Source organism: Rhizobium sp. CF122 (assembly GCF_000282035.1).
Taxonomy (GTDB): Bacteria; Pseudomonadota; Alphaproteobacteria; order Rhizobiales; family Rhizobiaceae; genus Rhizobium.
In genome coordinates this window covers 1-12,196 of sequence record NZ_AKKA01000098.1, presented here as the reverse complement: position 1 = coordinate 12,196, position 12,196 = coordinate 1, and the positions used below count along the sequence as shown (strand labels likewise).

At 59.7% G+C, this 12,196-nt stretch carries 11 protein-coding genes and 1 pseudogene; 3 read left to right on the top strand and 9 right to left on the bottom strand.

Annotation, left to right across the window (positions count from 1 at the left end):
• Together PMI09_RS25575 and PMI09_RS25570 are read right to left on the bottom strand one after the other, a co-directional pair.
• A pseudogene (locus PMI09_RS25575) lies at window positions 1-173 on the bottom strand (TrmH family RNA methyltransferase); the annotation flags it as partial.
• A gap of 4 nt (window positions 174-177) precedes the next feature.
• Window positions 178-564: a hypothetical protein gene (locus tag PMI09_RS25570; RefSeq protein ID WP_007801238.1), complete on the bottom strand. Its 387-nt coding sequence runs from the start codon at window positions 562-564 to the stop codon at window positions 178-180.
• A 43-nt stretch (window positions 565-607) separates the two neighbouring features.
• Here PMI09_RS25570 and PMI09_RS25565 point away from each other — a divergent pair, with 43 nt between their 5' ends.
• Window positions 608-1,633, top strand: a complete 1,026-nt coding sequence (locus PMI09_RS25565) for an RluA family pseudouridine synthase (RefSeq protein WP_007801236.1) — start codon at window positions 608-610, stop codon at window positions 1,631-1,633.
• Between the two features lie 168 nt (window positions 1,634-1,801).
• Complete coding sequence (rpoH, locus tag PMI09_RS25560) at window positions 1,802-2,710, top strand: RNA polymerase sigma factor RpoH (protein ID WP_007801234.1); 909 nt, start codon at window positions 1,802-1,804, stop codon at window positions 2,708-2,710.
• Window positions 2,711-2,782: 72 nt separating this feature from the next.
• Here the strand turns inward: rpoH and PMI09_RS25555 are convergent, their stop codons facing one another.
• Both PMI09_RS25555 and PMI09_RS25550 read right to left on the bottom strand, forming a co-directional pair.
• The gene (locus PMI09_RS25555; RefSeq protein WP_007801233.1) at window positions 2,783-5,119 is read right to left on the bottom strand and encodes a hypothetical protein; all 2,337 of its coding nucleotides are present in this window, start codon (window positions 5,117-5,119) and stop codon (window positions 2,783-2,785) included.
• A 60-nt stretch (window positions 5,120-5,179) separates the two neighbouring features.
• Window positions 5,180-6,478 carry an adenylosuccinate synthase gene (locus tag PMI09_RS25550; RefSeq protein WP_007801231.1) on the bottom strand — a complete coding sequence of 433 codons (1,299 nt, stop codon included), beginning with the start codon at window positions 6,476-6,478 and terminating at the stop codon, window positions 5,180-5,182.
• Window positions 6,479-6,675: 197 nt separating this feature from the next.
• Between PMI09_RS25550 and PMI09_RS25545 the strand changes: the two genes are divergently transcribed.
• Window positions 6,676-7,593 carry a DMT family transporter gene (locus PMI09_RS25545; protein WP_007801229.1) on the top strand — a complete coding sequence of 306 codons (918 nt, stop codon included), beginning with the start codon at window positions 6,676-6,678 and terminating at the stop codon, window positions 7,591-7,593.
• Here the strand turns inward: PMI09_RS25545 and PMI09_RS25540 are convergent.
• From PMI09_RS25540 to ung, 5 genes are all read right to left on the bottom strand, one after another.
• Window positions 7,590-8,435, bottom strand: a complete 846-nt coding sequence (locus PMI09_RS25540; RefSeq protein ID WP_007801227.1) for a GNAT family N-acetyltransferase — start codon at window positions 8,433-8,435, stop codon at window positions 7,590-7,592. The two genes, PMI09_RS25545 and PMI09_RS25540, sit on opposite strands and share 4 nt — an antisense overlap.
• Before the next feature lie 309 nt (window positions 8,436-8,744).
• Entirely contained in the window at window positions 8,745-9,227 is a 483-nt protein-coding gene (gene greA, locus PMI09_RS25535) for a transcription elongation factor GreA (protein WP_007801225.1), read from the bottom strand.
• A 398-nt stretch (window positions 9,228-9,625) separates the two neighbouring features.
• Window positions 9,626-10,234 carry an alpha/beta hydrolase gene (locus PMI09_RS25530; RefSeq protein ID WP_007801223.1) on the bottom strand — a complete coding sequence of 203 codons (609 nt, stop codon included), beginning with the start codon at window positions 10,232-10,234 and terminating at the stop codon, window positions 9,626-9,628.
• 11 nt (window positions 10,235-10,245) lie between these two features.
• Window positions 10,246-11,178 (bottom strand): VOC family protein, encoded by a 933-nt coding sequence (locus tag PMI09_RS25525; protein ID WP_007801221.1) that lies wholly within the window; start codon window positions 11,176-11,178, stop codon window positions 10,246-10,248.
• A 139-nt stretch (window positions 11,179-11,317) separates the two neighbouring features.
• Window positions 11,318-12,019 (bottom strand): uracil-DNA glycosylase, encoded by a 702-nt coding sequence (ung, locus tag PMI09_RS25520; protein WP_007801219.1) that lies wholly within the window; start codon window positions 12,017-12,019, stop codon window positions 11,318-11,320.
• Window positions 12,020-12,196: the final 177 nt, after the last annotated feature.

The window sequence follows — 12,196 nt, the reverse complement described above, 5'->3', positions numbered from 1 at the left end:
TTTTCGGTCGAAAACCTGCCGCTGCGGCTCGCCTCCACGAGCATGCGAAGGACGACCGTGCCTTCGGCTATGAAGCGGTTCTGCCGGCCGGTCAGATCACGCTCACGGATATCGCGAAAGTCCGCAATACGAGGATCATCTGCGCGCTCAATGGCAATGAGGCGGGACCACATCGCCCTAGCCGCCGTTGATCGTCACATCGGCAACAATGCGCCCAGACTGGATATCGACGACAAGCGACTTCATGACGCCCTCGGCGCTAGCCCCGAAAAACATGATCTGGCCTCCCGACAGCGACGACGACTGGATGACAAAGCCCGGCGGCAGCGTTGCCGTCACAGAAACCGGCGCATCGGACGGCACACCCGCCGACGTGACGGCCGCCGGCTCCTTCGCGGGCGCCCGCATCGTCTTGTAGACAACGGCGCCGAAGACAGCCATAAGGCTCACGAACATGATGATGCCTGAGACGATCTGCAGGCGGATCATCTTGCGCCGGACACGCTCCATCGCCGGATCGAGGGGCTTTTCGTCCTGATCGTCTTCTGGCTGGATATTCGTCATATGTGGCGTTCCGTTCTATAAAATAATTCGGAGAAGAAGCGTCTTGAGCGACCCCTTTAAACAAGCATCCGGCATTAGAAAAGTCCTCACCGCCGACGAGAACGCCGAAGGCCGTCTGGACGCGTGGATGACCGCACAGCTTGGCGAAGAGTTTTCGCGCAGTCGCGTGAAGGCGCTGATCAAGGAAGGCCAGGTCTCTGTGGCCGGCAAGGTCCTCGCCGATCCGCAGAAAAAGGTGCGTCCTGGCGATATCTTTGAGATAGTGCTGCCCGAGCCGGAGGATCCCACGCCCCGGGGCGAAAATATTCCGCTCGACATTCTGTACGAAGACGATGACCTCATCGTGATCTCCAAGCCCGCCGGCCTTGTGGTGCACCCGGCGGCTGGCAACTGGACGGGCACGCTCGTTAACGCGTTGATCTATCATTGCGGCGACAGTCTTTCCGGCATCGGCGGCGTCCGCCGTCCGGGCATCGTTCACCGGCTGGACAAGGACACGACGGGCGTGATGGTCGTCGCCAAGAACGACATCTCCCATCGCCACCTGTCGCTGCAGTTTGCCGATCACGGCCGGACCATGCCGCTGGAGCGCGCGTACCAGGCAATCGTCTGGGGGCGTCCTCGTACGCTGACCGGAACGATCAATGCCTCGCTCGGCCGAGCCGTCGGCGATCGTACGCGCCGAGCCGTCAAACGGGCCGAGACGCAGGATGCCGACGAAGCAATCACGCACTACGAAGTTCTCGAGCGCTTCCACGAGAACCCCGACGCGACGTCGCTCGCCTCGCTCGTCGAGTGCCACCTCGAGACCGGCCGCACCCATCAGATCCGCGTGCACATGGCGCATATCGGCCACCCGCTGCTCGGCGACACCGTCTACGGAGCAGGTTTCAAGACAAAGGCAAATCTCCTTCCGGATGCCGCCAGGAAGACCGTGAACGCCTTCGCAAGACAGGCGCTTCACGCCTATATGCTGCAATTCGAGCATCCGCGCACCGGCGAAGTCATGCACTTCGAAGTACCGCTGCCCGAGGACATGGAAGAGTTGGCAAGCGCACTCCGCGCCTAGCCAAAGTAACGCCTTCGTGAACCGGTGTGCAGCCTTGAACCCCTGTTCCGCCATACTTATCTGTACATTGACTTAGTGCGGGCTTGGATAAAGCCGCACGTCCCGGTTCGCCTTTCGACGCAGGGGCGCGTTCCATCGGGAACCGGAATTCAGATAGGAGGGTGCTTTATGGCCCGAAATAACTTGCCGTCCATTACCGCCGGCGAAGCCGGTCTCAATCGCTATCTCGACGAAATCCGCAAGTTCCCGATGCTGGAGCCGCAGCAGGAATATATGCTGGCGAAGCGCTATGCGGAACATGGCGATCGCGAAGCCGCACACAAGCTCGTCACCAGTCACCTGCGCCTCGTTGCGAAGATCGCAATGGGCTATCGTGGTTACGGCTTGCCGATCGGCGAGGTCGTCTCCGAAGGCAACGTCGGCCTCATGCAGGCCGTCAAGAAGTTCGATCCGGAACGCGGTTTCCGTCTTGCCACCTATGCCATGTGGTGGATCAAGGCCTCGATCCAGGAATACATCCTGCGTTCTTGGTCTCTGGTGAAGATGGGTACGACCGCCAACCAGAAGCGGCTGTTCTTCAACCTGCGTCGCCTCAAGGGCCGTATCCAGGCCATTGACGACGGCGACCTGAAGCCGGAACACGTCGCTGAGATCGCCACCAAGCTGAACGTCTCCGAGGAGGAGGTCGTTTCGATGAACCGCCGCCTGTCAGGCGATGCGTCGCTGAACGCACCGATAAAAGCCTCGGAAGGCGAATCCGGCCAATGGCAGGATTGGCTCGTCGACGACCATGAGAGCCAGGAAGATGTTCTGATCGAGCAGGACGAACTCGACACGCGCCGCCACATGCTGGCGAAGGCGATGAGCGTTCTGAACGACCGTGAACGCCGCATCTTCGAGGCACGCCGTCTTTCTGAAGATCCGGTAACCCTCGAGGATCTCTCGGCCGAGTTCGACATCAGCCGCGAACGCGTTCGTCAGATCGAGGTCCGCGCCTTCGAAAAGGTCCAGGATGCTGTCCGCAAGGAGGCTCTCGAACGCGCCAAGGCCGTTCGGGTCGTCGAAGCCACGGCCTAAGGCACAAATTCTCTTCAAATGAAAAGGGCGGGACCAGATGGTTCCGCCCTTTCTTTTTGTCTCAACCGGCAATCACTGGCTGGTCGATACGTCGCCGAAAGCAGCCCATTCCTTGATCGCGGCGTTGAACGCTTCCCCGCCGGTCGAACCCTTCTGCATCGTCAGAAGCGCACGGCGACCGTTGCGATAGGTGATCGGGATATCGATCCAGTCGCGGCTTGAAAGGAGATCGAGATTCGCCTTGCGCGCATCCGGATAATCGTTGAGTGCGATCATGTGGAAATCGTCGGTGATCTTTGCAGGAACGGCAATCAGGGCGTCGCCACGATCCTGCTCGGTTCGCTTCATCGAAATGCGCTGGACGCTCTCGATGGCGCCGCCTTCAAAATTCGGCGGCAGCGAGAAGACCACCTCGACGATGTGGCTCGCCGGCAGCGACGGGTCGGAATTGCGCTTGAAGGTCAGTTGCGCCGACAGGTTGCGTTCAGGAACTGTTACCGTCGCCTGTACCGTCGCTTCCTGCCTGCCGTCCGAGCCGGCCTCGTGCTGGAGGCTCCAGACGACCGAGCCCTGGATGGCCGTCGGTGAACTCTGGCCGATCCGCTCCTCGTACAAGAACATCTTCTCGGTGGAACCGAGCGGCGCGGCTTGCGTGGCTCCGGCCGCCGGCGGCGGCGCAGCTGGCGCGGTCACAGCCGGGGCACCTGTCGCAGGCGTTGACGCCGCTGGCGGCGTGGTATCAGCCGCAGCAACGTTCTGTTCGGCCACCGACTTTCCTTCCGCCGTCGGCGTTCCCGGGACCGTGGCCGGGCCGCTATCGACCTCTGTACCGTCGGCAAGAAGCCGCTGGTTGAACTTGTTATTGACGGAAGCGCCGTCATTCAAGGAAGCAACTTCCTTTTTAGCATCAGTCGGCTTTGCGTCACTGGTCTGCGGCGTTGCCGCATCGGGCTTGGCAGGCGTCTGCTCGTTCTTCGCGCTCTGCGAGGGAGCGGCGCTGACGAGGTTCTTCACCATTGACGACAGCGCGTCCTGATTGGTCCAGGCGGCATATCCGCCGCCACCCACCACGCCCAGCGCAACGAGAATCGTCACGATGGAACCGATGCCGAACCGACGGCGCTTCGGCTCCATCCGGAAATTCTTGCCTTGGAATTTCGCGGCAACGGCACTGTCGAGATCGGCCGCGCCATCGTCATCCTCGGCAACGACGCCACGGTTGTCGTATCCGCGAAGCGGCTTGGCCTCCTGCCAGGCCGGATTGGTTTCCGAAGCGGATTTTGCTGCCGGCGTACCATGAATCTCCGAAAAGAGATCGCCGTCATCGAAATGGGCGTTGACCTGAACCTTCTTGCCGTTTTCAATCGGCGGCAGATCGTCGAAGGCCGCAGCCTCCCAGGAAAAGCCCTCGTTCGCGGCGGGCATCTTCACGCCGCCTGGCGTATGGTCGATCCCTGCGATGACGTCTTCAAACGCGCGTGCCGCTTCATTTGCGGGAGCAACTGGCGCAGCTTCCGAAAACTGCCTGAGTTCTTCAAGCGCCCAATCCGTCTGCGCATCCTTGGCCGGCGGCGCGGGCGTTTCCTCTACGGGCTCAGCCCACACCGGATCGAAATGCCCGGCGGCATCCGCGTGGAGCGGCTCCTCCTGACTGCGATCCACGAATTCTTCCGGCGGACGATCCAGCCCAAGGACCGGTTCAACCAGACGGTTGGTCATATCGTAATCGCGTGCAATCGGCTGCAGCGCCGGTTCCTTGTAGGTCGGCTCGGTCGGTTCGACAAGCGGCTCCTCGGGCGCAGAAACGTGTTCCTCGTGACCGTGCTGATCCTCGTGGACAACCTCTTCGGAAGGAGCAGCATGCCCGTGTTCGACAGGCTCGGCTTCGCCGACAGGAGCCGGCGGCTCTTCATACGCCCAATGTTCCTCCTGCTGGGCGATATGTTCCGGCTCAGCAGCGACAGGCTCCTCGTAGGAAGGCGCAGGCTCTTCGTGATAAGGAGCTGGCTCTTCGTAGGCAGGCGCAGATTCTTCGGCTGCCACGTGATCTTCGTGGGCCGGCGTCTCATGCGCTGGCACTTCGACTCCGGCTTCGCTCGCAAGCGGTTCGGGAGCGCCTGCTTCCTGCTCATGGACTGCATCGGCGCTTGCCCCGACTGCAGGCTCGGCCGCGAGCGCAGCATCATCGGCAAGAACGGCTTCGGCATGTTCCGCTTCGACTTCGCGAATTGCTGCCTCCAGCTTGTCAAGCTGCCGTTGCAACATCGCTTCCGGAGGGCGCGGCTTCATACTCTCGAGCTGCCGCTGCACAGCACCGCGAGCGCGCTCGTAGACTTTCACCCGCATCTCGGGAGTATTTTCAGACAGGCCGTCAACCGCCCGCCGGATAACTGCGATAAAATCCGCCATTCGTACTTTCTCTAGGAGTGCGGTTCGCGCCGCGAACCGCACGAATAATGACCCGAGACCTTAATCCTCAAACGGATCGGTCACAAGTATCGTGTCGTCTCGCTCAGGACTTGTAGACAGGAGAGCGACGGGCGCCCCGATCAACTCTTCGACCTGGCGGACATACTTGATTGCCTGGGCCGGCAGATCGGCCCAGCTGCGGGCGCCGACCGTCGATTCCTTCCAGCCTTCAAGCGTGACGTAGACCGGTTCGACGCGAGCCTGCGCACCCTGGCTGGCGGGAAGATGATCGATCTGCTCGCCGTCCAGCTTGTAGCCGACGCAGATCTTCAGTTCTTCCAGGCCGTCGAGAACATCGAGCTTGGTCAGCGCGATCCCGGTAATACCGTTGGTTGCAACCGACTGGCGGACGAGCGCCGCATCGAACCAGCCACAACGACGCTTACGGCCGGTTACGGTGCCGAATTCGTGGCCCTTTTCGCCGAGGAACTGGCCAATGTCGTCATGCAGCTCCGTCGGGAACGGACCCTCACCAACGCGCGTCGTGTAGGCCTTGGTGATGCCGAGGATGTAGCCGAGCGACCCCGGCCCCATGCCCGAACCGGCAGCAGCCTGACCGGCAACGGTGTTTGAGGACGTCACGAACGGATAGGTGCCGTGGTCGATGTCGAGCAGGCTTCCCTGCGCGCCTTCGAAGAGGATGCGGGCGCCCTTGCGGCGTTCCTTGTCGAGGAAAAGCCAGACGGTATCGCGGTAGGGAAGTACCCGATCGGCAATCGACGTCAGTTCAGTCATGATCGTGTCGTGGCTGACCTCGGCGACGCCAAGGCCGCGGCGCAGCGCATTGTGATGCGTCAAGATGCGGTCGACCTTGCCCGGCAGCGTATCGAGATCGGCGAGATCCATCACGCGGATGGCGCGACGGCCAACCTTGTCTTCATAGGCCGGACCGATACCGCGGCGCGTGGTGCCAATCTTCGTGCCGCTATTGGAGGCTGCATCTTCGCGGTAGGCATCGAGCTCGCGGTGCAGGGAAAGAATGAGCGTCGCGTTGTCGGCGATGCGCAGGTTCTCGGGAGAAATCTTCACGCCCTGCTTTTCCAGCTTCTCGATCTCGGCAATCAGCGCATGCGGATCGACGACGACGCCGTTGCCGATTACAGCCATTTTGCCGGGACGCACGACGCCGGATGGCAAGAGCGACAGCTTGTAACTGGTCCCGTCGATAACCAGCGTATGGCCTGCATTGTGTCCGCCCTGATAGCGCACAACGATGTCCGCACGTTCTGAAAGCCAATCGACAATCTTGCCTTTGCCTTCGTCACCCCATTGCGAACCGACCACGACTACGTTCGTCATTCACGTCTTCCTGTTAAAGGCGGATTTAACCGCACCCTTCTCAAACCCGCGCATCTATAATGCTTTGTTACCGGGAAAGCGACCCTGTTATGCCGCCGGAATCGGCTTTTTACGTGACAAATCAGCCATCATCGGGCTATTGGCCGATCATACCCTGAGGTTGAGAACCACATCGCCGTCATCGGAAAGAATCGCCTGTGCAGGTCGCCGCTTATATTTCTCTCGTCGTCGCAGCGCTGTGCTGGGGCGGAAACGCGGTGGCGGGCAAGCTCGCGCTTGGGCACGTCAGCCCAATGATGCTGACGTTTCTGCGCTGGTTCCTTGCAACAGCACTCATCGCCGCCGTTTCGGCACCGCAATTGAAGCGCGACTGGCCGATCGTCCGCAAGAATCTGCCGCTGCTTTTCTTTTACGGCGTCATCGGCTACACGCTCTTCAACGCCATGCTTTACTCGGCCGTCAAGTATACGACCGTGATCAATGTTGCGATCGAGCAGGCCGGCATTCCGATGCTGATCTTCTTGCTGAATTTCGTCTTCTTCCGCACAGGCGTCTCTCCTGCACAAGTCGTCGGCTTCGCCATGACACTCGGCGGCGTCGCGTTGACCGCCGCGCATGGCGACCTGACGACTCTGCTGCAACTGGGCCTCAACCGCGGCGATGGGCTCATGCTGATCGCTGTCGCCGCCTATTCGGTCTATACAATTTTCTTGCGCTGGAAACCGCCGCTCGATTGGCGCACGCTGATGGCCATCCCCGCGCTCGGCGCGACGCTGACCGCAGTGCCACTTCTCATTTGGGAAAACACACAGGGTGCGGTACAGCTACCTGATAACAAGGGCTGGCTGATTGCCTTCTACACGGCGATCTTCGCCTCCTTGCTTGCGCAGATTCTTTACATCAAGGGCGTCGAAACAATCGGCGCAAATCGCGCCGGGCTCTTCATCAACCTCGTGCCGGTCTTCGGAACGCTGTTGTCGGTGGCCCTGCTTGGCGAGCGCCTTCAGCTTTTCCATGTGATTGCACTTGGGCTCGCCTTGGGGGGCATCGCCATCGCCGAGAAAGGGCGCCCCCAGAGAGCTGCCTCGACCGCTCCTGCCTCGCCTATGGACTAGCCAAGTTCCAGCGTCGTGACGCCGAAGACGTTCTTCAGTGGAACGACCGGCGCTGTTCCCCGATACATCCGAGCGGTTTCAAAGACCGGCACCAAGCCCATGCTCTCGGCAAGCTCGACCGCCTCGCCATTGCTGGTCGGAATATCGATGAAGACCTTCGCTCCCTTGGCATGAGGCGCCAGCAGCGAAAGCAACGCTGCAGCGCTATCCTTGTCGGCCGCAAACAGCGGCCCGATCTTGTAGCCTTCATAGCAACGACGGATGGTTCCGTAGCCGCGAATCTTGCCACTCTTGCGCACCACGGCAGAGTGCCGGTCCTTGCGCGTTGCACACCACGACGCCACAAACGACGGCCGCGGAGCCGGAAAGATCGTCGCGTCATAGCGCAGCAATCCGTCAAGCTTGTCCGATACGGCATGTGCCACCAGCGTTGATTCCGGCACGGCAGAAATCATACCGCCATACCGAACCGTCCGATAGGCCTCTTCGAAGCCCGCCTTGCGGTAATTGTCCTGTTGCGCGGGGACACCGTCCAGGCCAATGCTGCGACCTTCCGCAGACATCATCCCGGCATTCCAGATGGTCTTGCCGTAGCCCTTACCCCTAAAATCCGGATGGACGATATAAAGCCCAAGGAAGGCGAAATCCTCGCCGTACTTGACGACAGAAATCGAGGCGACCGGCACCTCCCCGAGCACGCCAACAAAAAATCCGGACGGGTCCGCATCGTGGAAGGCGATCGAATCGTCGAGGCCGGGATTCCATCCCTCCTGACGTGCCCACTCGAGCACTAGCTCTAACTCACCGGGTCGCATCGGGCGAACGGCAAACTCCGAATTCATACAACGTCCCTAAATCAGATCGACCGCAAGCAAGCACCTGCGAAACAAATAAAGATCAAAGTCTAACAGCCGTAAAGACAGCCGACGGCGAAGAAACATGTTCACGGCTAAGGCGATCTGCAGCGATCGTCATGAAGCACGACCCGAAATTCTTCGCATCGCGATCATCATGGAACAGGGAGATTACAATCTCAAGATAATTACTTAAGAGAACATGAAGACGCGGTCAGCTTCAGAATTAGAGAACCATAGCCTGTTCGAGAAGCCTTGTAAGGCCGTCGCATTCGCAGCATGCCAAAATGAAGACACCTACGAGATGGCGATGACCTCAAGCTCTTGACCACCGACACTGACCACATCTCCAACGGTTTTGCCGATGAGAGTTCTTGCCACCGGCGATACGAAGGAAATCGATCCGGCTTTGGGATCAGCTTCGTCCTCTCCCACGACCCGATATGTCTGCACGCGCCCGTCGTCTCGGCTGAAGGTCACGGTGCTTCCAAAGGCAACGGTATCAAATGAAATCGGATCAGGGATAACCTGTGCCGTGCGGGCCCGTGCAGCAAAGTAGCGTAGATCCCGCAACGGGTTCGCGACCTGCCGCCGTCGTTCATTCACGTCTTCGATTGTGCTCGCAACATCATAGGCCTCGCGAGCTTGCTGCAGCTGCAATTCCAGAGCCTTCAATCCCGCTTCCGTAACGAGGTTCGGATGCGGCGAAATTGGACGGTCAGGCAAAAGCGTTTCTGAAGCAGCTTCGGCACTTTCTTCTTTGACGAAGGCAACACTCAATTTCGAAACTCCGCTTGAGTACTCTCTGTTGTCTCGCAGCACATGCGATGGGTGCGGATTGATCGGAACCGCGCATACCCAGCAATAGCCCGGCGACACCGACCCGTTGGTGCCGCCGCAATCGACTTTATACCATCTCTTCCAATGGTCACAGCGGGCCACCAGAACGAGCCGCTTGAACCGACGATTGCCGCAAAACGCCTTGCCCGTTTCGGCGAATGCGACCCATTGCCCTACCAAATATCCCCGCCCGCTCCGCCTGAACCAGGATCATATTCCCATTCATTGCTGCGGAACAACGGAGACGCTTCACAACCAGAGATAAGCCTATTGGATTATCCCCCTCCGCATTCGAATGAGGTCTGTCGGATGGCCGAGGGCCATCCGACAAGAGCCGCCTAGCGATATGGCTCGAAGAACCTGTGAATGGCGTCGATTTCGTTCTGCCGGATATCGTGCCCGCCTGCATGCCATTCCGTCGTGACAGAAGCATTCTGGGCTCCGAAATAGTCGGCCAAGGCCCTCGTGACGGGCGCAGGGCTGATCGGGTCGCGCTCACCGGCGGTGATCAATATCTTGCGCCCAGCCAGTGCGGTGTTCGCCTTCGGCTGAAACGGGATCAGCGGATGCATCAGCACCGACGCATCGAACAGTCCCTTATCGATCAACACGTTGGCAAGAATATTTGCCCCGTTCGAGAAGCCAAGTCCGAGGATATCAGTCGCCTCATGTTCTTTCGCCAGCGTTCCGACAAAAGCGACCATCTTCTCCGTTGCGCGGGCAAGGTCCGTCATGTCGTAGACGCCCTCGCCAGTGCGTTTGAAGAAACGTGCCGCACCAAACTCCGAGACGTCGCCGCGCGGCGAGACGATCGTCGATTCCGGCAGCAGGCGCCGCGCGAAATCGAAGAACTGGTTTTCGTCGCCGCCCGTTCCGTGCAATACGAACAGGATGGGCTTTCCAGGTGCACCGACCTGCAGCCGGTGCACATAGCTGTTATCGGTCATCGCGCGTCCCCTTAGGCTTCAAGTGGCTGCAGGTGCTGCTCGATGAGAGCGCGCAGGTGCTGATGCTGCTGTGGCAGCTTCAATGCTTCGCCAAGATGCGCAGTGTCCTCGTCACGGTTGAAACCGGGCTCGTTGGTCGCAATCTCGAACAGGATGCCGCCCGGCGTACGGAAGTAGATCGCCCAGAAATAGTCGCGATCGATGACGGGCGTCACCTGATAGCCAGTGTCCATCAGAGCCTTGCGTACTTCGAGCTGCTTCTCGCGGTTTTCTACGGCGAAGGCGACATGGTGGACTGAACCGGCACCCGGCAAAGCGCGTGAAACGTTCGGCATCATTTCAAGATCGACGAGATGCGCGCCATTTCCACCCGGAATGGTCAGGCGCTTGACGCCATCGCCTTCTTCCTGGACTTCGTAGCCCATGAACTTCAGCAGTTCCGACGTGGCACCGTCATCGCGCAATCGCATGGCAACCGAGTGGAACCCGCGGATCGCATGATCCTCGCTGATGCCGCCGTGCGTCCAGGGCAGCCGATTGTCATCCTTGACTTCGACAAGAGCAAAACCGTCGCCATCGGGACCGGCAAAGTTCAGGCGCTTTTCACCGAACGTTTCCTCGGTTTTCAGACCGGTGACCTCAAGTTTGTTCAGGCGATCGCTCCAGAAGCCGATCGAGCCCTGCGGGACCGAGAAAACCGTGGTTCCGACTTCGCCGGTTCCAGGGCGACCCTTCGGCATCTTCGGAAACGGGAAGTAGGTCATGATCGTGCCGGGCGCACCGGTCTCGTCACCATAATAGAGGTGATAGACGTCGGGCGCGTCGAAATTCACGGTCTTCTTTACGCGGCGCAGGCCGAGCGCGTTGGTGAAGAACTGGTTGTTAATGCGGGCATCCTCCGCCATCGATGTGACGTGGTGCAGGCCCTTGATTTGGTCGAGCATTTGAGACCCCTTTCTTGCCCGCCTCGCGGGCTTCGGATGGGGTATAGATGATCGCTAACGGCCAATCGGAATAGTCCCGTCGACCGGAACGCATTGTCTCTTTTTAGTGAACGACAAAATGAAATCGTTCAGAAAGAGCCTAGACATCATGTGGAGCCGCAGGCAGCTGCCAGTCGATCGGCGGCCGGCCGCGTGCTTGTAAAAAGGCATTAGCCTTGGAAAAATGGCCGCAACCAAAGAACCCGTTATGCGCGGAAAGCGGCGATGGATGCGGCGCTTTCAACACCAGATGACGTGACGTGTCGACGAAGGCGGCTTTGCGCTGGGCATAGGCGCCCCAGAGCATGAAGACGACGGCATCACATTCATCATTGACCTTGCGGATGACAGCGTCGGTGAAGCGCTCCCAGCCCTTGCCCTGGTGCGACGCAGCCTGCGCCTCCTCAACTGTCAGCACACTGTTCAGCAACAGGACGCCTTGGCGCGCCCAATGCTCCAGGAATCCGTGCTGAGCCGGCGGAATGCCCAGATCGCTCTGCATTTCCTTGTAGATATTGACGAGCGACGGTGGGATTCGAACGCCCGGTCGAACGCTGAAACAAAGGCCATGCGCCTGGCCGAGCCCGTGATAAGGATCCTGCCCCAAGACAACAACCTTGACGTCCGCCAGTGGCGTCAGATCAAGAGCGCGGAAGTACTCCGATCCTTTGGGAAATATCCGCTTGCCTCCCTGTTTCTGGGCGACGAGGAATGCCTTGAGCTGCTGCATGTAAGGACTAGCGAATTCGCCGTCGAGAGCCTCCCTCCAGCTTTCCTCCAACGCAATCGACTGTTCATTCATGGACGGTCCCTCGTCCGCTTGGATGCGCTTTCAGCTTGCCTCGAAGCGGGAATTGGCAGACATTTTATTGTTCGCCGGGGTTCACTATTTACGAACGCTGAGTAGATTGCGGTCGAATCGCTGGCGAATTCAAGCGCATTCGGGGGCTTATTCAGGATGAAATTCGGAACGAGTGGG

Excerpts from the sequence above, each read along its gene's own strand:
- PMI09_RS25530 (WP_007801223.1), bottom strand. The coding sequence starts at position 10,234 with ATGACCGATAACAGCTATGTGCACCGGCTGCAGGTCGGTGCACCTGGA.
- PMI09_RS25540 (WP_007801227.1), bottom strand. The coding sequence starts at position 8,435 with ATGAATTCGGAGTTTGCCGTTCGCCCGATGCGACCCGGTGAGTTAGAG.
- PMI09_RS25550 (WP_007801231.1), bottom strand. The coding sequence starts at position 6,478 with ATGACGAACGTAGTCGTGGTCGGTTCGCAATGGGGTGACGAAGGCAAA.
- rpoH (WP_007801234.1), top strand. The coding sequence starts at position 1,802 with ATGGCCCGAAATAACTTGCCGTCCATTACCGCCGGCGAAGCCGGTCTC.
- ung (WP_007801219.1), bottom strand. The coding sequence starts at position 12,019 with ATGAATGAACAGTCGATTGCGTTGGAGGAAAGCTGGAGGGAGGCTCTC.
- PMI09_RS25555 (WP_007801233.1), bottom strand. The coding sequence starts at position 5,119 with ATGGCGGATTTTATCGCAGTTATCCGGCGGGCGGTTGACGGCCTGTCT.
- PMI09_RS25570 (WP_007801238.1), bottom strand. The coding sequence starts at position 564 with ATGACGAATATCCAGCCAGAAGACGATCAGGACGAAAAGCCCCTCGAT.
- PMI09_RS25525 (WP_007801221.1), bottom strand. The coding sequence starts at position 11,178 with ATGCTCGACCAAATCAAGGGCCTGCACCACGTCACATCGATGGCGGAG.